19 protein-coding genes are annotated in these 20,476 nt (G+C 62.9%); 2 read left to right on the plus strand and 17 right to left on the minus strand.

Translation table 11 applies throughout. The annotated features are described in order from the left end of the window. Window positions 1-3: 3 nt before the first annotated feature. The 16 genes from metK to NKH93_RS06560 form a co-directional block, all read right to left on the minus strand. Window positions 4-1,293 carry a methionine adenosyltransferase gene (gene metK / locus NKH93_RS06485; protein WP_023676896.1) on the minus strand — a complete coding sequence of 430 codons (1,290 nt, stop codon included), beginning with the start codon at window positions 1,291-1,293 and terminating at the stop codon, window positions 4-6. 329 nt (window positions 1,294-1,622) lie between these two features. Beyond that, window positions 1,623-2,042, minus strand: a complete 420-nt coding sequence (locus NKH93_RS06490) for a helix-turn-helix domain-containing protein (RefSeq protein ID WP_023676895.1) — start codon at window positions 2,040-2,042, stop codon at window positions 1,623-1,625. Window positions 2,043-2,179: 137 nt separating this feature from the next. Continuing rightward, a complete protein-coding gene (gene lnt, locus NKH93_RS06495; RefSeq protein WP_352969665.1) occupies window positions 2,180-3,766 on the minus strand; it encodes an apolipoprotein N-acyltransferase in 1,587 nt (528 codons plus the stop codon). A gap of 376 nt (window positions 3,767-4,142) precedes the next feature. After that, window positions 4,143-5,216 (minus strand): hemolysin family protein, encoded by a 1,074-nt coding sequence (locus NKH93_RS06500; RefSeq protein ID WP_352613880.1) that lies wholly within the window; start codon window positions 5,214-5,216, stop codon window positions 4,143-4,145. A 28-nt stretch (window positions 5,217-5,244) separates the two neighbouring features. Next, window positions 5,245-5,742 (minus strand): rRNA maturation RNase YbeY, encoded by a 498-nt coding sequence (ybeY, locus tag NKH93_RS06505; RefSeq protein ID WP_352541254.1) that lies wholly within the window; start codon window positions 5,740-5,742, stop codon window positions 5,245-5,247. Between the two features lie 17 nt (window positions 5,743-5,759). Then, the gene (locus NKH93_RS06510) at window positions 5,760-6,809 is read right to left on the minus strand and encodes a PhoH family protein (RefSeq protein WP_352541253.1); all 1,050 of its coding nucleotides are present in this window, start codon (window positions 6,807-6,809) and stop codon (window positions 5,760-5,762) included. A 26-nt stretch (window positions 6,810-6,835) separates the two neighbouring features. Beyond that, window positions 6,836-8,245, minus strand: a complete 1,410-nt coding sequence (miaB, locus tag NKH93_RS06515) for a tRNA (N6-isopentenyl adenosine(37)-C2)-methylthiotransferase MiaB (RefSeq protein ID WP_352681250.1) — start codon at window positions 8,243-8,245, stop codon at window positions 6,836-6,838. A 63-nt stretch (window positions 8,246-8,308) separates the two neighbouring features. After that, window positions 8,309-9,109, minus strand: a complete 801-nt coding sequence (olsA, locus tag NKH93_RS06520; protein ID WP_352613878.1) for a lyso-ornithine lipid O-acyltransferase — start codon at window positions 9,107-9,109, stop codon at window positions 8,309-8,311. A gap of 21 nt (window positions 9,110-9,130) precedes the next feature. Beyond that, on the minus strand, window positions 9,131-9,625 hold the full coding sequence (gene rimI, locus NKH93_RS06525) for a ribosomal protein S18-alanine N-acetyltransferase (RefSeq protein ID WP_352470057.1): 495 nt from the start codon (window positions 9,623-9,625) through the stop codon (window positions 9,131-9,133). Next, window positions 9,625-10,317 carry a tRNA (adenosine(37)-N6)-threonylcarbamoyltransferase complex dimerization subunit type 1 TsaB gene (gene tsaB, locus NKH93_RS06530; RefSeq protein WP_352969667.1) on the minus strand — a complete coding sequence of 231 codons (693 nt, stop codon included), beginning with the start codon at window positions 10,315-10,317 and terminating at the stop codon, window positions 9,625-9,627. The genes rimI and tsaB overlap by 1 nt, the downstream gene beginning before the upstream one ends. A 159-nt stretch (window positions 10,318-10,476) precedes the next feature. After that, window positions 10,477-11,583 (minus strand): DUF1513 domain-containing protein, encoded by a 1,107-nt coding sequence (locus NKH93_RS06535; RefSeq protein WP_352969669.1) that lies wholly within the window; start codon window positions 11,581-11,583, stop codon window positions 10,477-10,479. Between the two features lie 2 nt (window positions 11,584-11,585). Next, window positions 11,586-12,659, minus strand: a complete 1,074-nt coding sequence (locus tag NKH93_RS06540; protein WP_352969671.1) for an imelysin family protein — start codon at window positions 12,657-12,659, stop codon at window positions 11,586-11,588. Then, window positions 12,659-14,266 carry a di-heme oxidoreductase family protein gene (locus NKH93_RS06545; RefSeq protein WP_352969673.1) on the minus strand — a complete coding sequence of 536 codons (1,608 nt, stop codon included), beginning with the start codon at window positions 14,264-14,266 and terminating at the stop codon, window positions 12,659-12,661. The genes NKH93_RS06540 and NKH93_RS06545 overlap by 1 nt, the downstream gene beginning before the upstream one ends. A gap of 12 nt (window positions 14,267-14,278) precedes the next feature. Continuing rightward, complete coding sequence (bfr, locus tag NKH93_RS06550; RefSeq protein WP_023676883.1) at window positions 14,279-14,764, minus strand: bacterioferritin; 486 nt, start codon at window positions 14,762-14,764, stop codon at window positions 14,279-14,281. Further along, window positions 14,730-15,041: a (2Fe-2S)-binding protein gene (locus NKH93_RS06555; RefSeq protein WP_023676882.1), complete on the minus strand. Its 312-nt coding sequence runs from the start codon at window positions 15,039-15,041 to the stop codon at window positions 14,730-14,732. The genes bfr and NKH93_RS06555 overlap by 35 nt, the downstream gene beginning before the upstream one ends. A gap of 57 nt (window positions 15,042-15,098) precedes the next feature. Then, window positions 15,099-16,391 (minus strand): imelysin family protein, encoded by a 1,293-nt coding sequence (locus NKH93_RS06560; protein ID WP_502895699.1) that lies wholly within the window; start codon window positions 16,389-16,391, stop codon window positions 15,099-15,101. Between the two features lie 423 nt (window positions 16,392-16,814). Here NKH93_RS06560 and NKH93_RS06565 point away from each other — a divergent pair, with 423 nt between their 5' ends. Together NKH93_RS06565 and NKH93_RS06570 are read left to right on the plus strand one after the other, a co-directional pair. Then, complete coding sequence (locus NKH93_RS06565; RefSeq protein ID WP_352969675.1) at window positions 16,815-18,068, plus strand: NAD(P)/FAD-dependent oxidoreductase; 1,254 nt, start codon at window positions 16,815-16,817, stop codon at window positions 18,066-18,068. A gap of 117 nt (window positions 18,069-18,185) precedes the next feature. Further along, complete coding sequence (locus tag NKH93_RS06570; RefSeq protein ID WP_352969677.1) at window positions 18,186-18,788, plus strand: sulfotransferase family protein; 603 nt, start codon at window positions 18,186-18,188, stop codon at window positions 18,786-18,788. Window positions 18,789-18,850: 62 nt separating this feature from the next. Here the strand turns inward: NKH93_RS06570 and NKH93_RS06575 are convergent, their stop codons facing one another. After that, on the minus strand, window positions 18,851-20,128 hold the full coding sequence (locus NKH93_RS06575) for a 4-aminobutyrate--2-oxoglutarate transaminase (protein WP_352969679.1): 1,278 nt from the start codon (window positions 20,126-20,128) through the stop codon (window positions 18,851-18,853). Window positions 20,129-20,476: the final 348 nt, after the last annotated feature.

A 20,476-nucleotide genomic window follows, 5' to 3' on the forward strand; every position in this document is an offset into this window, starting at 1 on the left:
CGGTTAGGCGGCGACTGCTTCGGCGACCGGTTCGGCGAGAGCGTCCTTGAGCGCCTTGGCGAGATCGGTCTTCTCCCAGGAGAAGGATCCGTCGCGGCCGGCCTTGCGGCCAAAATGGCCGTAGGACGACGTCTTGGCATAGATCGGCTTGTTGAGATCGAGGTGGCGGCGGATGCCGGAAGGCGACAGGTCCATCACGGCGCGCAGTGCACGCTCGAGTTTTGCCTCGTCGACCTTGCCGGTGCCGTGCAGGTCGACGTAGATCGACAGCGGCTGGGCGACACCGATCGCATAGGAAAGCTGGATGGTGCAGCGATCGGCGAGCTTTGCGGCAACCACGTTCTTGGCGAGATAACGCGCCGCATAGGCCGCCGAGCGGTCGACCTTGGTGGTGTCCTTGCCAGAAAAAGCGCCGCCGCCATGAGGCGCAGCCCCACCATAAGTGTCGACGATGATCTTGCGGCCGGTCAGGCCGGCGTCGCCATCAGGCCCGCCGATGACGAACTTGCCGGTCGGATTGATGTACCAGTTGCAATTGTCGGCAATCTTCAGGTCGCCCAGTGCTTCGCGAATATAGGGCTCGACGACGTTGCGCACCTTCTTCGAATCCCACGTCTCATCGAGATGCTGGGTCGACAGCACGATCTGCGTCACTTCCGCCGCTTTGCCGTCGACATAGCGGACGGTGACCTGGCTCTTGGCATCCGGCCCGAGCCTGCCGGCATCACCGCTGCCTTCATGGCGCGCAGCCGCCAGCAATTCGAGGATCTTGTGGCTGTAATAGATCGGCGCCGGCATCAAGTCCGGGGTTTCGCGGCAGGCATAGCCAAACATGATGCCCTGGTCGCCGGCTCCCTCCTCGCCTTGCCGGTCGGAGGCGTTGTCGACGCCTTGGCCGATATCCGGCGACTGGCCGTGCAGCAGGACCTCGATCTTGGCTGTCTTCCAGTGGAAGCCGGCCTGCTCGTAGCCGATTTCGCGGATCGCCTTGCGAGCGACCGACTTGAACTTGGCCGGGTTGACGATCGGATGGCCGGCCGCATCCTTCAGGACGTTGCCCTCCTTGTCCTTCTTGAGCAGCGTCTCGGGGACGCGCACCTCGCCGGCGATGACAACGCGATTGGTCGTCGCAAGCGTCTCGCAGGCAACGCGGACCTTCCACGGGTCCATGCCGGTCTTTCTGGCTTCGCGATAGACGAGATCGACAATCTCGTCGGAGATGCGGTCGCAGACCTTGTCGGGATGGCCCTCGGCAACGGATTCCGAGGTGAAGAAGTAATTGTGCCGCGTCACGGGTGTCCCCTCTTGAAAAAAATATCGGCAGGCCGCCGATTTTGGCGCGCCAGTTGTTAACGGTGCCGGGCGTCGCTAGTCAAGCCATGCAGCCGTTCTGGCATGAATTTTGACGTTATTATCCTTGCATCCCGAGACGGCGGCAGGGCGCACTGCGATCAGCCCTTGCGCAACAGACTGAGGAAAACGGCTTCCAGGAAGCGAGTCGAGCGAAATCGATCTGCGCTTTAGCGCATCTGCGGAATGAACATCCCTCAATGCGCGCAGCCGCGAGAAATTGCATGCCCAGCTACGACGAGCCCTTCCTTGTTGAACTCTTCACGGGCCAGTCAATCGACTTCGTCGGTGGAAAGCGACTTCACCAACTCGATGATCTTGCGGCGCACTTTCACATCGGCGATCTTGACGAAGGCGCGATTCAGCTGGAGGCCTTCCGGGCTGCCGCAGAATTCGACGGCGGAGGTCATCGAAGCATCCTCGGCAAATCCACGGTTGCCCACGGGCTCCTGACCGGGCGCATCCTCGAAAAAGAAGGCGACGGGGACGCCGAGTATGGAGGCGATTGCCTGCAAACGGCTGGCGCCGACGCGATTGGTGCCCTTTTCGTACTTTTGGATCTGCTGGAACGTTATGCCGAGGTTTTCACCCAGTTTTTCCTGGCTCATTCCCAGCATATTGCGGCGAAGCCGGATGCGGCTTCCGACGTGGATGTCGATCGGATTCGGCTTTTTCTTGTTTTCTTCTGTCATTTTTTCCTCGCCGAATTTTTCCGGCTTTTTCTATTTTGCTGCCCAAACGACGCCGCGGCCCGTGCCCCAACAGAACGACCTTATCGACTTCGAAAATTTTCAGGCGCTTACAGTATGAGTTTCTAATGTGTCGGCTGTCAATTCGCCCGTAGCCTTTGCCTTACGTTCAAAATGCATGCCGCAACGGCAAGCAAAAACATGATCAGCATTCCGTTAATGCGTCGTTGGCCGGAGGAAACGATGGCTTGGTTGGAGATCGGCACACGCACATCGATCGCGCCGCGTGCATCGATTGCCAGCGCGTCGACGATGCGACCGCGCGAGTCGACAACGGCCGAAATGCCGTTATTAGCCGCGCGCAACAGGGGCACCCCATTCTCCACCGCCCGGATCTGCGCCTGCCTGAAGTGCTGGTACGGCCCCGGCGTGTCGCCGAACCAGGCGTCATTGGTGACGTTCACAATAAGCTCGGCTGACGTTGCGTCAACTGCGACCAGATCGGGAAAGATGACCTCATAGCAAATAAACGGCAGCGCCCGGATACCGCCGGGCAGCGCGATCGGATGCCGCTCATTGCCCGCCGCGAAGGTCATTGGACCGGCAACAAGCTGCTCAAGCCCGAAGCGGCCGAGCAGATCGGCAAAAGGCAGGTATTCGCCGAAGGGTACCAGGTGGACCTTGTCGACGGCATCGACGATTTCGCCCCTTTCGTCGATCGCCACCACAGAGTTGTAGTAACGGCTGCCGGCCGCCGAGCCGCCTTCTTCGCGAACGACGCCGGCGACCAGCATCTGGCCATCGCCGAGCATCTCTCCGATCGCAGGCAGGGCATCCGGACGTTCGGTGAACAGAAACGGCACGGAGGTCTCCGGCCACAGGATCAATTGCGGCCTGTCATGGCCGGGTTCCGGCGCCTTGGCCGAAAGCCCCATCATGGTGGCGAAGATGCGGTCACGCACCGAGGTATCCCATTTTTCCGTAAGGTCGACGGCAGGCTGCACGATACGGACGTCAAGGCTGCGGGCGGCCGGCTTTTCGGGGGCGGCGAGCCGGATATAGCCGAAGCCGGCATGGGCGGCGACGAGCACGACAAGCAATGCCGCGCCGAGGCGGAGATGCCGGCGCGCCGCAAGCAGCGCCGGCAGCGCAAAGACGAAGACCGCAAGCGCGTCCATGCCGACCATGCCGGTCACCGAGACGCTCTGCATCAGCAAAGGTACCGGCATCGCCGCATAGCCGACGGCATTCCACGGAAAGCCGGTGAACAGGAAGCCGCGCAGCCATTCCGCCAGCGCAAAGCCGAAGGCGAGCGCGGCGATGCGTCCGATGTCGTTGCTCCACAACAGCCGGGCGACCACGGCGGCGAAACCATAGAAGAAGGCGAGCGCGAGGGGGATGCCGACCACCGCGAACGGCAAGGCCCAGGCAAAGCTGTCGGCCTCGACCAGAAGCGCCGAGCCGACCCACCAGAGACCGGCAAGAAAGTAGCCGAAACCGAACCACCAGCCGATGGCGAAGGCCGGACGCAAGCGCCGCAGAAAACCGTCCGAGGCTTCGCCGGTCGCGCCGTCGAGGAGCCACACCAGCAGGGGAAACGAAACGAAACAGACGGCGAAGAAATCGTACGGCGCCTGGGCAAGAACCGCCAGCGCGCCGGCAAGAAACGCCACCAGCGCGCGCCGCCAGCCCCAAAGCAGAATTATCCGGCCGGCCTGGCGCTCCATCTATGCTTCCGAGTCGTGCGAATCAGGAAGCAAGATTTATCAGGCCGCGGCCTTGGCTCCAAATGGCGCCCAGCTGGGGCTGCCGAGCATTAACTTCGGCCTCGACCTCGGCAGACCTTGCCCAGCGATGCGATGATGCTGGTCGTCACGGGAGCACAATTCACTTGAGGCGACATTCGCTGCTCAATGGCGTCTGGCCATGCTGATGGTTTCCGTCCCAAGTGCAGTCCTGCTGTTCGCGCTGGCTCGGCCTTGGAAAGGAACTCTTTCGGTGTCGGATCTTTGGACCGCATTCGCTGCAAGCCATGGTCCAGGGTTGGCTCTAACGGCCAGCTAAGACGCTAAACGGTTTCCACCGCTTGCCGAAACGCAGCGTCTAAGCCTGCTCGGTGCGGACGGCGCGGCGGCGGCGCTCGCCCTTCAGGGTCTCGACGATGCGCACGCGCTTGACGCGGCGCGGATCGGCGTCGAGCACATGGAACTCGAAGCCGGGTATGGCCTGCACCACTTCGCCGCGCGCCGGCACCCGGCCAAGCGTGTTGAAGATCATGCCGCCGATCGTGTCGACATATTCGCCGTGCTCGCCGGCGGCGAAATCCTCGCCGATCATCTTGGCGACGTCGTCGATCTCGGCCTTGCCGTCGACGATGAAGACGCCTTCGCCGGCCTGGGTAATCATCGGCTCGTCCTCGTCATGCTCGTCCTCGATGTCGCCGACCACCATCTCGACGATATCCTCGAGCGAGACGAGACCGTCAGTGCCGCCATATTCGTCGATGACCAGCGCCATCTGGGTGCGCGTCGTCTGCATTCGCCCCATCAGGTCGGAGGCGAGCATCGACGGCGGCACGAACAGCACCGGTCGGATCAGGCTGAGATCGCCGATGGTGCGCGCCAGATCGACCTGGGCGAGATCGAGAACCGTCGCGACCGGAGTTTTCCTGGTCGTCCTGCCCTTTCTGACGCGGGCGACCTTGGTGATATGCGCCAGCACGTCGCGGATATGGACCATGCCGCGCGGATCGTCGAGCGTCTCCGAATAGACCGGCATGCGGGAATGGCCGGACTGCTCGAACAACCCCAGAAGGTCGCCGAGCTTCGTGGTGATCTCGACCGCCTCGATGTCGGCGCGCGGCACCATGACGTCCTCGACCCGCACTTCGCGCAGGCGCAGGATGTTGTTGAGCATGGCGCGTTCGCCGGGCGAGAAGGATTCTGCATCGCTCGCCGTTTCGGCAAGCGCACCGGCAATCTCCTCGCGCAGGCTGGTGCCGTTGCGGTGCCTGAAAAGCCCGAGCACGCGATCGAACAGGGAAGGACCGGCAGGCGATGCCTCGCTGGCGAAGCTGCCGGTCGTGGTACTCGGACTCGAGCCCTCTTCCGTCGTTTCGGAAGGCTTGATCACACTGCCGGCGTCGGAGCGGGCGGCAGTCTCTGGTTTGTCGTTCATCATCGTCCGGTCAATTGGTCTTTTGTAATTACGTGTAGGGATCGGGAATGGCAAGCCTCGCAAGTGCTGCGCGCTCTGTCGCTTCCATCAGTTCCGCTTCGGCATCCGTTTCGTGATCATAGCCCAGCAAATGCAGCAGGCCATGGATGACGAGATGGGAGATATGGTCCTCGATGGGCTTGTCTTCCAGTGCCGCCTCGCGCGCGACAGTCTCGGCGGCCAGCACGATGTCGCCGAGCATCGGCGGCAGAGGCCCTCCCCTGGCAAACGGAAAAGCTGGAAAAGACAGGACGTTGGTCGGCTTGTCCTTGCCGCGCCAGCCGGCATTGAGCGTGCGGATACGGGCATCGTCGGAAAAGACGATGCTGAGCTCGGAACGGCCGTCGGCACCGGTTTCGGCAAAGGCGGCCGAGACGGCGTGGTCGACCAGCCGCATCAGCACCGCCTCGTCGGGCCAGTCGCCCGCCTCGATCGCGATATCGATTTCGACGGGAAGCGGTCCCCCCGCCTTTTGCTCCTCAGCCATGCGGCCGCATAATCGTATCAGCTTTCGACACCCAAACCCCTGGCCAGCTTGCCGTCACGGTCGTAGGCCTTGACGATCTCGGCGACCAGCGGATGCCTGACGACGTCGCCTTCATTGAAGCGTACGGTCACCATGCCGGTGACGCCGTCGAGGATTCTCAGCGCCTCGACCAGGCCGGATTTGGTGTTTGGCGGCAGATCGATCTGGGTCGGATCGCCGGTGACGATCATGCGCGAGTTCTCGCCGAGCCGGGTCAGGAACATCTTCATCTGCATCGGCGTGGTGTTCTGCGCCTCGTCGAGGATGACGGCAGCGTGCGCCAGCGTACGGCCGCGCATGAATGCCAGCGGCGCGATCTCGATGACCTCAGCAGCAATCGCCCGCTCGACCTTGTCGGCCGGCATCATGTCGTAGAGCGCGTCATAGAGCGGCCGCAGATAGGGATCGACCTTCTCCTTCATGTCACCCGGCAGAAAGCCAAGCCGTTCACCGGCCTCGACCGCGGGGCGCGACAGCACGATCCGTTCGACCATGCCACGTTCGAGCAGCATTGCCGCATGCGCCACCGCCAGATAGGTCTTTCCGGTGCCGGCCGGGCCGATGCCGAAGACGAGTTCCGACCGCTCCAGCGCGCGCATATAGGCGTCCTGGTTGAGCGAGCGGGCATAGATGGTCTTCTTGCGCGTCGATATCTGGGCGGCGGACACCTTGCCCTTGCGCTCCAGCGTCGGCAGCGTCAGCTGGTCGTCGGTGGCGATCGCCATGCGCACGGCGCCGTCGACATCGGACTGGCCGATATCGGTGCCTTTCTGCAGAATGCCGTAAAGATTGTCCAAGGCGCGGCGCGCCTGCTCGGCGGCCGAGGAAGAGCCCTTGATGGTCAATTGGTTGCCACGCGAGCGGATATCGACGCCGAGCTTCTGCTCGAGCCTGGCCAGATTCTCGTCGAACTGGCCGTAAAGGGCGCTGGCAAGCTTGTTATTGTCGAAAGTCAGTACGATGTGCGCGATATCCGAGGCCCCGGAGGGTAGATTCTGGGGCAGGTTCTTGACTTCAGCAGCGCTCAACCGTCTCTCCTCATCTGCCGAGGCCTTCAGGCCAATTCGGCGAACAGGCTGTTGTAGCCCGTCTTCGTGATTCGTACCTGGATAATGTCACCGATTTCGCCGGCCTTTTCATCAACAATAACCGGCTGCAGCCACGGCGAGCGGCCAACCTTCTGGCCGGCCTGGCGGCCAGGCTTTTCGATCAGCGTGTCGATAGTCCTGCCGACCAGGCTTGCGCCGAAATGCTGCTGCTGTTTCAGAAGCAGCGCCTGCAGCCGCTGCAGGCGCTCGTCCTTGACGGCCTCCGGCACGTGATCGCCCATCTCCGCGCCCGGCGTGCCGGGGCGCGGAGAATATTTGAACGAGAAGGCCGAGGCATAGTTGACGTCTTCGACCAACTGCATCGTCGCCTCGAAATCCGCTCCCGTCTCACCGGGAAAGCCGACAATAAAATCGCCGGACAGTGCGATGTCGTTCCGTGCGGCACGGATGCGGTCGATCAACGTCAGATAGTCCTTGGCCATATGCCTGCGGTTCATCGCCTTGAGTATGCGGTCGGAGCCGGATTGCACCGGTAAATGTAGATAGGGCATCAGCGTAGGCAAATCACGATGGGCGGCGATCAATTCATCGTCCATGTCGCGCGGATGGCTGGTCGTGTAGCGCAGCCGCGCCAGACCTGGAATCTCTGCCAGCCTGAACAGCAGCCGGCCAAGGCCCCATTCCTCGCCGTCTTCACCTCTTCCGTGCCAGGCGTTGACATTCTGGCCGAGCAGCGTCACCTCGCGCACGCCGGCATCCGCCAGGCGCTCGGCTTCGGCGACGATCTGTGCCACCGGCCGCGAGACTTCCGAGCCGCGCGTATAGGGCACGACACAGAAGGTGCAGAACTTGTCGCAGCCTTCCTGAACGGTCAAGAACGCCGTCACGCCGCGCCTGATCAGTTCGGCGCGCTTCGGCTGCGGCAGATGCTCGAACTTGTCTTCGACGGCATAATCGGTCTCGACGATCTTTTCGCCGCTCCGCGCCCTCGCCAGCACCCCGGGCAGCCGGTGGTAGGTCTGCGGACCGATGACCAGATCGACAGCCGGCGAGCGGCGGATGATCTCGGCACCCTCGGCCTGCGCCACGCAGCCGGCGACGCCGACCAGCATTTCGCGCCCGGCCTTGGCACGTTCCGCCTTCAGCTCACGGATGCGCCCAAGTTCGGAATAGACCTTTTCCGCCGCTTTCTCGCGGATGTGACAGGTGTTGAGCAGCACCAGATCGGCCTCGCCGATGGCGTCTGTCGCGGCATAGCCGTCGGCCGCCAGAGCATCGGTCATGCGCTGCGAATCGTAGACGTTCATCTGGCAGCCATAGGTCTTGACGAAGACCTTTCTGGTCGCGGCAGGCGGAACGACCAGGTTTTCGGCGGCAGCGCCGATGTCGTCACGTTCTATCGTGTTCAATTCCATTTCGCGGCTTCTAGCGCCTTTCCCCGACAAAAAACAGACGAATCTGGCCGGAACCTGCTCAGCCTACCGGCTCGGACGCGGTTCGGCGAGCGCCGCTTGTACCATCTCGCGAACCTGGCGTTCCATCTGCTTTGCCGTCTCCTTGCGGCTCGAGCCCCTGGAGAAAGCAATCGCCTCGCCAAAATGCACCTCGACGTCGAGGGCGCCCTCGGCCATCAGCACCTTGAGGTGCGGCATCAGCTCCTCATCGCCGATCCAGGCGGCAACCGGCCGATGCCGGCGGCCGAGCGGCACGCCATGCAGGCGCGTATAGACGATCGCCACCGGTTGGATGAAGACCTGTTCGGTCGCCCCTTCCGCAATCGCCATTGTAGCGGCGCCGAACAGCGTGCTCTTGAACGGCAGGATCATGTTCCCGTCGCCGGTCGAGCCTTCGGCGAACAGCACCATGGCGTCGCCCTTGGCCATCCGGCCGGCGATCTCGCTCGCCTGGTCGCCCGACGAGCGTTTGCGCTCACGTTCAATGAAGACGGTGCGTTGCAGCTTCGACAGCATGCCGATCAGCGGCCAGCCTGCCATATCGGCCCTGGCGATGAACGTCACGTCGACCATCGACCCCAGCACCATGATGTCGGTCCAGGAGATGTGGTTGGCAGCAATCAGCAATGGGCGCTGGCCGGACAGCGCTCCCTTGACATGGATGCGCAGCCCCAGCGCCCTGACGATCATTCTGTGCCAGATCTTCAGGATGAAGGTCTCGCGCCAGAGTCCGGTCCTCATCGACAGTATCTGCAAAGGCACAAGCACCAATGAGCCGACGACAACCAGCCCCAGGGCCAGGAAAATCCTGATTTTTCCGATCATCCGCACCACCCCGGCGTTTGGCTAGCGAAGATCGCGGCGCATGACAAGCGCGCCGGTCGGGCCGTGCTCCGGCGACTTGTAATAGTTGGCGCGCTTGCCGACCTCGCGGAAGCCGAACCGCCGGTAGAGCGCGATCGCGGCGACATTGGTCTCGTCGACCTCGAGGAAAAGTGCCTCGGCGCGCTGTGCGTGCAGTTCACGCAGCACCGCATCCATCAATTGCCAGCCGAGCCCCCGGCGCCGATGCGAGCGTGCCACCGCGACCGTCAGGATCTCCCCCTCGCCGGCCGCCAGCCGCGCCAGCACGAAGCCGACCGGCGGCTTGGCACCCTGTCCGGTCTCGCGCGCGGCATAGCCGAACACCGTGTCCTGCTCGAGCAGCGCGGCGAATTCGTCGTCGGTCCACGGCCGCGCGAAATCCTCGCGATGCAGCACCGACATGGCCGCGCTGTCGGCAACCGTCAGCGGCTCGATCGCATAGTCCCTGCGACGCGGCTGGAGGAATGGAATGCGCATCAGTTTTTTTGCCTAGATAGAATAAAGCCGGCCTGCGGCTTGGCGTCGGCGCCGCGCAGATAGAGCGGTTTCGGCTTTTCGCCCTCGCCCTTTTTACCGGCACGTTGGGCGGCGGCCAGCCGGGCATAGACGGCGATGTCGGCGGTGGCCGCCGTCCCGCCGAGATCGAAGCTGCGCCCGGCCGCCGCGGCAATTTGGGTTGCCGCCGTGCCGGCGAGAACCGCAGATCTGTCGACCGCGATGGCGGCTGCTTGCGAGAGCGTGGTCACGGCCGGACCATAGATCAGAACCGACCTCTCATCGTAAAGTGCCGCATGGATCTCCTCGCGACCTGCATCGAGCGCGGCGAGCACGGCGCGACCGGGAAATGCCGCTCTCGCTTGCGCCGCCAGGGCCTCCAGAGTCGTCACGCCGATCGCCGGGATTTTCAGCGCCAGCGCAAGGCCGCGCGCCGCCGAGACGCCGACGCGCAGACCGGTGAAGGAGCCCGGACCCATCGAAACGGCAATGGCGCCGAGGCCGGAATAGTCGGTTCTGCTGGTCCCCAACGCCTTTTCGATGACACCCATCAGATGCTCGGCATGACCCTTACCGAGATCGAGCACCGAACGGCCGAGTTCTTTCCCGGCCGCCGCGTCGTAGACGCAGGCGGCGCAGAGATTGGCGGCACAGTCGATGGCAAGCAATTTCATGAAGCGGCCGGTTGAGACAGTTTCGAAAACAGCTTCCCTCTGCCCGCCAGGGCTGATCCCCGCAAGGGAATAATGGATAAATCGTCAGGCGACTTGGCTTCGGCGCGGGTCCAAGAATGTAAGTTCCAACGCACGCAATCGCCACAATAGGTATCGGGACTAGCCGACCTGCTCGATACGCAGCACGTGATTGTCCCAGACATAGTCAGGCTCGGAATGTATCGAGCCACCGGACTCGACGATATCGCCGGCGCCGGTCGTCGCCATGAAGCTTTCCCCATCGGCTGCAACGCCGCAAACCTCGACCAGCGCCTTGGTGGCGACGATGCGGCCGCTGGCCGCGTCGATCACGGCAAGCGAATTGCCCTCAGGCGAAGACACCGCGATGGTGCCGGCGGCAGGGTTGGCGGCGACCGAGCCGATATAGTTCCTGAAGGCGGAGAGCACGTCCTGCGACATATCGAGCAATTTCAAGTCCATGCCGCGCGGCGCGCGGCCAACCAGCGGGGGACGATCGGTACCCGGCCCCCTGTATTGACAACCGAACCAGACGGTGCCGGAGCGGTCGGCGTCCATATGGCGGATCGACAGTTGGTGCAGCGCCGGCGGCAATTCGTGCTTTTCGGTGAGATCGCCTGTGAGACGGTCGACCAGCACGTAGGATGGCCGCATCGTGGCAATGTTGAGCTCGGCGCGGCCATAATCCGGATGCGTCTCGATGCCGCCATTGGCCACAGCAATCGTCCTGCCATCGGAAAGCAGCAAAAGCTCGTGTGGGCCCATGCCGTAGGTCGGGAACTCGCCGATGCGCTTGAATTTCGCATGCGCGTCATAGACGCCGACGACGCCGGCGGCATTGTCGAAATCGTTCTCGGTTGCGTAGAGCAGCGTGCCATCGGCCGAGAACACACCATGGCCGAAGAAATGCCGGCCGGCAACGCTGGCAATAGTGTGCGGTTTATCGCGGCCGGTATGGTCGAAGACGACAGCAAAGGTGCCCGGCTGCCTGGCAAACACCACCGAACGCTTGGACACCGGGTCGAAGGTAACGTCGTGGCCCCGATCGGGCAGATCGATCGTGTGCAACAACTTGCCGGCCTCGGACAGGACGGCCGCGCCATAGCTGCCGTCGCGCTTGACGAAAGCGGTGGCGAAGACCGCGTCGGCGTCGATTGTCTTTGCCCAGGCCGACGGCGCCATCGCCGCTACGAAACCAGCGCCTGCGGCCCTCAGGAAATCGCGCCGATCGATCAGCGGCGTCCTCATGATCAGTCACCATCCAATGACGAGAACCCGGCGGTCAGGCCGAATTCGGCGGTCAGCCTGGTGCCGATCAGGGTCGTCAGGCTGGATGTCACCAGCGAGAAATAGTCGAGCTTCTGGCGCAGCGCCGGATCGGCAAGTGCCTTGTCGATCGGTCCCCTGATCGCCTTGGCCGCCTCGATCCCGTTGGTGAGCTGGATGTGGAACGATTCTGCCATCCAGCGCGCATCGGGCGGCAGCGCGTCGCCAAGCTGCGAGGCCTGGAACAGCGTGTCCATGCCCGCCAGATTCCCGGTCAGCGAGCGGGCGGTGTTTTGCGAGCGCCAATAGATCGCCTGTTTCGGTTTGTCGGTCTCCGGCTTGGCGCCCAGGAAGCCTTTCAGGCGTACGTCTCGGACCATTTCCAGCTCGTTGATGAAGACGCCGACCAGTTCGGTCACCGCTTCGGTGCCGTCGTGGTAGAGCGCGTTCTGCGGACCCGGATTGGCCCAGAGCGCGGCAAAGCCGTTGGGATCCTTCCAGGCATCGGCAACCTCGCCGGCAATCTTCTCGACATTGCCGGCAATGGCCGCACCGTAGGCGCAGCGATAGGCGTCGTCCCTGCCGACCAATTGACCGGCTCCGTCGCCGTAGAGGACGAATTCCAGTGCGCCGAGCCCTTGCATGGCGACGCTCTTTGTAGCCAGCTGGGCCGGATCGGCGGCTGTCGGATCCTTGCCGGCAAGTGCTGCCTGCACCTGCTTCAGGCCGATGCTCTTGCGATCCGGCCAAAACAGCATGCGCTCAAGCCGGTTGTTTTCCGCGATCGGCCCGAAACGGATGATTTCCACCACCGACCAGGCATCCACGACGCCTGAGAATTCGGCGCGTGCCGCATCGAGATTGTCTCGCGAGGGCGCTTGGCAAAGCGCGTGCATGGTCTTGGCCAAGCTGTCCGCATGGTCATGCAATCTGGCATAGGCCGGGCGGACGAAGCCGTCGATCGCCCGCTGGATCACATCCGAAGCCTTCACCGTCGCGGATGCCGGCAGCGCACCGGCGAGGACCAGCATCAGAGCGAATGCAAGACGCTTCCGCATCAGAGCGACTCCAGAAACTTGATCAGCGCGGCGCGGTCGGCCGCATCGGCAGCGGCAAAGCGGTCACGCGCCTTCTGACCCTCGCCGCCATGCCACAGAATCGCCTCGGCCAGGCTTCGTGCGCGCCCGTCATGCAGGAAGAAGGTGTTGCCGCTGACGGTCTGGGTGAGCCCGATGCCCCACAGTGGCGGCGTGCGCCATTCGCTTCCCGTGGCCTCGCCCACCGCCTGTCCGTCGGCAAGACCGGGTCCCATGTCATGCAGCAGGAAATCGGAATAGGGCCAGATCAGCTGGAAGGCCTGCGCCTTGTTCGGGGTGTCGCGACGGGTGACGAATTTCGGCGTATGGCAGGAGATGCAGCCCATATCGTAGAACAGTTTTTTGCCGGCGAGCACGTCCGGTCTGTCGAGATCGCGCCGGGCCGGCACGGCAAGGTTTTGCGAATAGAAGGTCACGAGGTCCATGACCGGCGGCGGCGCTTCGACCGGACCGAGGCGCTCCTGTACACCGTTAGGTAGGCCAAGGCAGGTCTTTTCCGCGGCGCTGCAATCGCCCCAGTGCTTCGGCACTTCGGGCGTCGAAATGCCAATATCGCCGGCAAAAGCGTCCGCCGATTGCTGGCGGATCGATGCCGCCTGCGCCTTCCAGCCGAAACGGCCGAGCGTCAGTTCACCGCTGCTGGCGTCGCGTATTATGTTTGGCCTGCCGGAAATCCCGTCACCACCGCGGTCGGCCGCATCGGCACGCGTAAGGATGTCGGCGGGAGCGATCTGCTCGACCAGGCCAAGGCCGATCATCGGCGGTGTCATGCGCGGCGACAGCGTGGTGTGCGGATCGAGCGGCCCGTAGGCGAGACCCTCGACCGAATAGCTCGGCTTACGCAGCGACACGACGCTGCCGTCCGCCAGTTTTACTTTTTGCTCCTGATAATCGACATGCATCCTGCCTTCGCCCTGCAGGCCGGGAACGGCTAGCTCCTGAAGTTGTGTGCCATAGACCGGGTCGGGAAAGTTGAGCACCTTGTGATCGGCGAGCGCGGCTTTCTCCTCCTCGGTACTGGCTTCCCTTGCCAGGCGCAGGAACATCGAGGTGGTGCCGCTGTCGCCTTGGGGCGGATGGCCGCGACCGTCCTTCAGATGACAGTTCTGGCAGGCGCGCTCGTTGAACAACGGACCGAGCCCATCCGAGGCTTGTGTCGAGGATGGCGAGGACACCCAGTTCTTGCGGAAAATGGCATTGCCGAGCTTGAAGGTGCCCTCTTCCTCGAAGCTGATGTTGGCGGAGGATTGCGAGAAGGCGTCCTTGTTGACGTCCTTCTTCGAGGTGCCGGCGCCGCCCTGCATCAGCTCGAATTGCTCGGGCTTGGAGAAATCGCTGGTCGGCCTGGTGATGGCGATGACGCGCGCCAGATCCTTCGGCGTCAGATCCGTGCGGCTGGTGGCAAGCCCCGCCGGTTGCGGCGCCCCGGCCAGCGCCGAGGCTGTGAGCGTCGCCACCACGGCAAGAAAGGCGCCGCGAAGGATACCGTATCGCGGCTTCTTCTGAGGCGGCAGGCCACAATGCTCGGCCGGCCGCAAGCGGCGCATGAAATCTAGGGGGCGCCGCATTCCGGCATGTCCTTATTCCGCCTCGTCGGCCGACGCTGCGTTGAGTTGACCGTACTTTTCTTCGCCGATCGAGGCGAGCAGGTCGAGTTGCGTCTCGAGAAAGTCGATGTGACCTTCCTCGTCAGCCAGCAATTCCTCGAACAGCTTCATCGTCACGTAGTCGCCTGCTTCGTTACAAACCTCGCGCGAACGCTTGTAGGCGGTGCGCGCGTCGTATTCGCCGGCAAGATCGGATTCGAGCACTTCCTTGACATTCTGCCCGATGCGCAGCGGCGCCACGGACTGCAGGTTCGGATGGCCCTCGAGGAAGATGATGCGCGCCACGAGCCGGTCGGCATGGTGCATTTCCTCGATCGATTCAGCGCGTTCCTTCTTCGCTAGCTTGGCGTATCCCCAGTCTTCCAGCAGCCGGAAATGCACCCAGTATTGATTGACCGCCCCAAGTTCCAGAAACAGAGCCTCGTTAAGCCGCTCTATGATCTGCTGTTCGCCTTTCATGGGTTCTGCTCCCGTATTGGACGCGCAGGCCTCTGACGCGATCCAGGTGTGAAACGATGTCCACGCCACTCGCCGCCGAGCGGGCATGGTAATTTTCGGTGACCCGAATGATCGTTTCGACCACATTTGGGAAGCAGCCGCAACAGCGACCGCGCTTGTGCATGGCGTGATAGACCTTCGCCGGCACGATCAGCTGCCAGGGGTCCTCATCCAGCAGCCCGACGATCGTCTGCTCTATCTCCTTTTCGGTGATGATGTTGCAATGGCAGATCAGCATTTTGTCGCTCTGGCTAACGGCGCTTCGCTGCGTCGCGTGGCTGGTGGTTTCGATAGTCTATTGGAACACCTTGTCCGGTGAATCGAGGCTGTCCGAGCCCTCGAAGGCTATCGCATTGAGCTTCAGGGTACCGACGGCGCGTTCGATCGATTTGGTCTGATCGACCAGCGCGTCGATCGCCGCCTGCACAGTGGCATTGCCTTCCGTGTTGCCTTCTCCGATCTGCTGGTCATAGGCCTCGCCGGCAAGCGCCCGCGCCTTGATGGCCTCCATCTTGGCGACGGTGACGTCCAGTTTGTCCGACAATTCCTTGGCAACCGCCGGGTCGGCCGCCTTGACCATGTCGGCCACCGACGGCCCCTCGACGACAGTGCCGTCGAGCCGCTTGTAGCTGCCGTGATAGGCGGCACGGATGCCGATCGCATCGTAAAGATGGGAGTTGTAGGTGTTGTCGGAGAAGCAATCGTGCTCCTCTTCCGGGTCGTGCAACAAGAGGCCGAGCTTCATCCGCTCTCCGGCGAGCTCGCCATAGGACAGCGAGCCCATGCCGGTGAAGATGGTCGAAATGGCGGCGTTCGGCTCGCCATCGACAAGGTTCTTGCGGGCGGCGCCGCCCTCCTTCCAGTCGTCGACCATATCCTTTAGATCGGAAACCAGAAGGTCGCTCGCCGATTTCAGATACTGTCCGCGGCGGTCGCAATTGCCGCCGGTGCAATTGGCGAGGTCGTAATCGGTGTAGGGCCGTTCGCCGGCGCCCGGACCGGTGCCGTGCAGGTCCTGACCCCAAAGCAGGAATTCGATCGCGTGATAGCCGGTCGCCACATTGGCCTCGATACCGCCGGCCTCCTGCAGGGTGCCGGAGAGGAACTCCGGCGTCAGGTCGGTGGCGTCGACCTTCTTGCCGTTGATCTCGATCGACTTGTTGGCGATCACATTGGCGGTGTAGAGCGCGTTGGCGTCCGACTCGGTGCCGTAGCTCTTGGCGACATAGTCGATCAAGCCTTCGTCGAGCGGCCAGGAGTTCACCTTGCCTTCCCAGTCATCGACGATGGCGTTGCCGAAGCGATAGACCTCGGTCTGCTGATAGGGAACGCGCGATGCCTTCCAGGCCTCGCGGGCGGCGTTCAGCGTTTCGGCAGATGGCTTGGCGAGCAGCGCATCGACAGCCTTGTCGAGCGCCTCGGCCGCGATCAGCGAATCCTCGTATTTGGCGAGCGCAATGTCGGAATAGGTCTTGATGACCGCCTTGGCATCGGTTTGCGCCTTGGCCGGCAGCACGAACACGGCCGCCGTCAGCATTGCGGTGGCGCCGATCGCCGCAAGCCTGCCGCCATACCGTGCCGTGATCATCGTTCTCATGATTGTCTCTCCTCGGGAATCAATGAAATGCCGGCGCCTCGGCGGGCAGCTGCCAGCGGGCAAAGAAGGGTCGCGCCATCGCGCGGTTCGCGGAAGAAAGACACCGAAATGCCTCCAATCGAAAGGGTTCAAGGCCCAGACATCAAAGGGATGCGCTGACGCGCGAGCTTCCATAAAACGGCGAAGACGCCGGATGTCAACTGGTGGCATAGAAAAAATTCAATTGAAACAACAGTTTAGAATTATTCTAAACTAGAACTGTCAACTTTAACACCGACGTATGAGGAATGCCGGCGCATGACGCAGTTGACAGGCGGCCGTTCCGGGTGCGACCCGGATCGGCGCTCTTGCGGCGGCGCCGGACAATCGCCACCTGGCGAGACGTCCTAGATTTGGATGAGGAATCGGGCTGTTATGAAGAACGGGGTCGTCATTGTCGGTGCGGGTCATGCGGGCGTGCAAGCGGCCGCCAGCCTGCGCGAAGAAGGCTATGACGGCCCGGTGATCCTGGTCGGCGACGAAAACGAATTGCCCTACCACAAGCCGCCGCTGTCGAAGACCTTCATCAAGGATCAGCAAGCAAAGCCGCAGCCGTTGCGCGGCGAGGCTTTTTATACCGGCAGCGCCATCGACTTCCGGCCAGGCATCCGGGTCGAGCGGATCGACGTAGGCGGCCGCAGGCTGGAGATATCGGGCGGCGGTGTGTTGCCGTTTGACCGGCTGATCCTCGCCACCGGCGCGCGGCCGCGCCTGCTGCCGCTGCCGGGTTCGGAGCTTTCTGGCGTTGTGTCGCTGCGCTCGCTCGGCGATGCCCGCCTGATCCGCGAATTGAGCGCGCAAAGCGAGGAGGTCGTCATCCTCGGCGGCGGCTTCATCGGCCTGGAGATTGCCGCGACGCTCACCGCGGCAGGCCGCAAGGTTACGGTGGTCGAGGCGGTCGACCGGCTGCTCGGCCGCGCCGTGGCACCGGTCATCGCCGGCCATGTGCGCCAGCGGCTGGAGGCCTCCGGTGTGCGCATCCTTACCGGCACCACCATCGAACGGCTGGAGGACGAGAACGGCCGTGTTTCGGCTGCAATCACCTCATCCGGCGAGACATTGCCGGCTCAGATGGTCGTCATCGGTATCGGCGTCGTGCCGAATGTCGAACTGGCCGAAGCCGCCGGCATTGTCATCGCCAACGGCATCCGCGTCGACCAGCAGATGCGCACGTCGGTGCCGGAAATCCTCGCCATCGGCGACGCGGCGTCTTACCGGCACTGGTTCACCGGCGGCGACGTGCGGCTGGAATCGGTGCAGAACGCCACTGACCAGGCGCGGCTCGCCGCGCGCACCATCGTCGGCCACACCGACAATTACTCGGCGGTGCCATGGTTCTGGTCCGATATCGGTGACATGAAGCTGCAGATGGTCGGCCTGATTGCGGGTGGCGACAGCCATGTCATGCTGGGCGACGTGGCCGAGAACAAATTCTCCATCTACCACTATGCCGGAAGCCGGCTGCTCGGCATCGAATCGGTCAACCGGCCGGGCGACCACATGCTTGGCCGCAAGATGCTCGGCGCCGGCTTTTCGCCGTCGCCGCAGATCGTCGCGACCGGGCCCGACGGGCTGAAGGCCGCGCTCGCCGCCTTCCAGCAGGCAGAGCCGGCCCGCGCGGCAGGATAAGATCAAACCCAATCACCCTGAATGACCGAGTTCGACCGGGAGCTGACCTTCAAAACATATAGCGAAGTAAAGGAAACAGCGGTATTTTGACCAATTGAAATTCGTCGGGGGGTGCTCATGGCTCTATATGTCATTGGCGCAGGCATGGGTCGCACTGGCACATATTCGCTGAAGCTCGCCTTGGAGCATCTTGGGTTCGGGCCGTGTCATCACATGGCAGATGTCCACGCCAATCCCGAGCAGAAGGCGCTGTGGCGCGCCGCCGGACAGGGACAACTCCCGACCTGGGATGCGGCATATGCCGGCTATCTTTCCGCGGTCGATTGGCCAACGGCGCATTTTTGGCGCGAAGTGAGTGACCACTACCCTCATGCAAAGGTTATCCTGACAGTTCGTGACCCCGAAGCCTGGTATGACAGCATGGCGCAAACAATAGGGCTCACGATGGATGCTGCTACCAATGATCCACAGTCCTTTGGTGTGGCGGTGGTTGGAAACAGTGTCTTTGGCGGTCGATTTGATAACCGTGATCACGCAATCGCTGTCTATGAAGCACATAACGCTTCCGTGAAATCAACGCTGCCACCTGAACGCCTTCTTACTTATCAGGCCTCCGAAGGGTGGGAGCCGCTTTGTGCCTTTCTCGGTGTACAGTTGCCTTCCGAACCGTTTCCACGCACCAATTCGACTGCCGAATTTCGTGCTCGCATAGGGCGTTGAACGGCGGCTTGCCACCTATCTCGGCCTTCGCCGCAGTTGAATCTAGGCGATATCCTCGCCGCTCAGGCGGCGCGGGCCTCGCGGATCGAACTTTCCAGAATGTCGAGCGCCTCGTTCATGACGCCATCCTGGATGGTGATCGGCGCGAGGAAGCGGATGACGTTGCCGTAGACGCCGCAGGTCAGCAGGATCAGGCCCTTGTCGAGCGCCTTCAGCCGGACCGCATTGGCGAGTTCCGGAGACGGCAGGCCCTTCGCCACATCGTTGAACTCGACCGCGTTCATGAAGCCGGGGCCTCTGATATCGACGATCTCCGGGGCTTCGTCGCGGATCGATTGCAGGCGCTGCTTCAGACGGTTGCCCAGCGTGTTGGCCCGGTCGCAGAGCTTCTCCTCGTCGATGACGTCGAGCACGGCATGCGCCGCGGCGACGCCGATCGGGCTGCCGCCATAGGTGCCGCCGAGTCCGCCGGGGTTCGGCGCATCCATGACCTCGGCGCGCCCGGTGACCGCCGCCAACGGGAAGCCGCCGGCCAGGCTCTTGGCCATGGTGGTGATGTCGGCCGCCACCTCGTGGTGGTCCATGGCAAACATCTTGCCGGTGCGGGCAAAGCCGGTCTGCACCTCGTCGGCGATCAGCAGCATGCCGTGCTGATCGCAGATCTTGCGCAATGCGGTCATGAAGTCGCGCGGCGCCTCGTAGAAGCCGCCCTCGCCCTGCACCGGCTCGACGATGATGGCGGCAACGCGGGCCGGATCTACATCGGCCTTGAACAGCCGGTCGAGCGCAGCCAGCGAATCGGCGACCGACACGCCGTGCAGTGCAACCGGGAACGGCGCATGGAAGACATCCGCCGGCATGGCGCCGAAGCCGACCTTATAGGGCACGACCTTGCCGGTCAGCGCCATGCCCATGAAGGTGCGACCATGAAAGCCGCCGGAAAAAGCGATGACCGCGGGCCGGCCGGTGGCGTTGCGCGCAATCTTGATCGCGTTCTCGACCGCCTCGGCGCCGGTGGTGACAAAAATCGTCTTCTTGTCGAACTTGCCGGGCAGCATGCCATTCAGCCGTTCGGCCAGCCTGATATAGCTCTCATAGGGCACGACCTGATAGCAAGTGTGGGTGAAGCGCTCGAGCTGCGCCTTGACCGCTTCGATCACCCTGGGGTGACGGTGGCCGGTGTTGACGACGGCGATGCCGGACGAGAAGTCGATGTAGCGGCGGCCTTCCACATCCCAGATCTCCGAGTTTTCGGCGCGATCGGCATAGATCTGAGTGGTCATGCCGACGCCGCGCGAAATCGACTGGCTCTTGCGTTCGGAAATGGCTGAATTTGTCATCGTATCCCTCACCGGGCCGGCGCCCGCTCTCGTTTGATGGCTGTTGAGACTCTTCTGGGCTTATTTCAGGTTTTCCTCAAGTTGGCACTGGCGGCGGGCGATTGGGCCTGCGGTCCGGCGGGCGACCTGACACAAAGTTGCCAAGTCCCGTTCCTTCGCGCCCCCCTCTGTCCTGCCGGACATCTCCCCCACAAGGAGGGAGATTGGCAGCTTCGTCGGCAGCGTTCCTTCTATAACGTTGGCGATTGGCGAAATCAGTGGTGACGGCCAATCTCCCCACCCGTGGGGGAGATGGCCGGCAGGCCAGAGGGGGCGCGAAAGAACACGACGCGGGGAATTGAAAGCAAG

The sequence above is a fragment of the Mesorhizobium sp. M0954 genome, assembly GCF_040319155.1.
Classification (GTDB): domain Bacteria; phylum Pseudomonadota; class Alphaproteobacteria; order Rhizobiales; family Rhizobiaceae; genus Mesorhizobium.

What these genes read in the sequence shown, in the direction of transcription:
- NKH93_RS06540 (WP_352969671.1), bottom strand. Translation starts at nt 12,659, where the DNA reads ATGCGGAAGCGTCTTGCATTCGCTCTGATGCTGGTCCTCGCCGGTGCG.
- NKH93_RS06565 (WP_352969675.1), top strand. Translation starts at nt 16,815, where the DNA reads ATGAAGAACGGGGTCGTCATTGTCGGTGCGGGTCATGCGGGCGTGCAA.
- NKH93_RS06500 (WP_352613880.1), bottom strand. Translation starts at nt 5,216, where the DNA reads ATGAACGACAAACCAGAGACTGCCGCCCGCTCCGACGCCGGCAGTGTG.
- NKH93_RS06545 (WP_352969673.1), bottom strand. Translation starts at nt 14,266, where the DNA reads ATGCGGCGCCCCCTAGATTTCATGCGCCGCTTGCGGCCGGCCGAGCAT.
- NKH93_RS06535 (WP_352969669.1), bottom strand. Translation starts at nt 11,583, where the DNA reads ATGAGGACGCCGCTGATCGATCGGCGCGATTTCCTGAGGGCCGCAGGC.
- miaB (WP_352681250.1), bottom strand. Translation starts at nt 8,245, where the DNA reads ATGGAATTGAACACGATAGAACGTGACGACATCGGCGCTGCCGCCGAA.
- NKH93_RS06490 (WP_023676895.1), bottom strand. Translation starts at nt 2,042, where the DNA reads ATGACAGAAGAAAACAAGAAAAAGCCGAATCCGATCGACATCCACGTC.
- ybeY (WP_352541254.1), bottom strand. Translation starts at nt 5,742, where the DNA reads ATGGCTGAGGAGCAAAAGGCGGGGGGACCGCTTCCCGTCGAAATCGAT.
- tsaB (WP_352969667.1), bottom strand. Translation starts at nt 10,317, where the DNA reads ATGAAATTGCTTGCCATCGACTGTGCCGCCAATCTCTGCGCCGCCTGC.
- NKH93_RS06575 (WP_352969679.1), bottom strand. Translation starts at nt 20,128, where the DNA reads ATGACAAATTCAGCCATTTCCGAACGCAAGAGCCAGTCGATTTCGCGC.
- bfr (WP_023676883.1), bottom strand. Translation starts at nt 14,764, where the DNA reads ATGAAAGGCGAACAGCAGATCATAGAGCGGCTTAACGAGGCTCTGTTT.
- NKH93_RS06560 (WP_502895699.1), bottom strand. Translation starts at nt 16,391, where the DNA reads ATGATCACGGCACGGTATGGCGGCAGGCTTGCGGCGATCGGCGCCACC.
- lnt (WP_352969665.1), bottom strand. Translation starts at nt 3,766, where the DNA reads ATGGAGCGCCAGGCCGGCCGGATAATTCTGCTTTGGGGCTGGCGGCGC.
- olsA (WP_352613878.1), bottom strand. Translation starts at nt 9,109, where the DNA reads ATGATCGGAAAAATCAGGATTTTCCTGGCCCTGGGGCTGGTTGTCGTC.
- rimI (WP_352470057.1), bottom strand. Translation starts at nt 9,625, where the DNA reads ATGCGCATTCCATTCCTCCAGCCGCGTCGCAGGGACTATGCGATCGAG.
- NKH93_RS06570 (WP_352969677.1), top strand. Translation starts at nt 18,186, where the DNA reads ATGGCTCTATATGTCATTGGCGCAGGCATGGGTCGCACTGGCACATAT.
- NKH93_RS06555 (WP_023676882.1), bottom strand. Translation starts at nt 15,041, where the DNA reads ATGCTGATCTGCCATTGCAACATCATCACCGAAAAGGAGATAGAGCAG.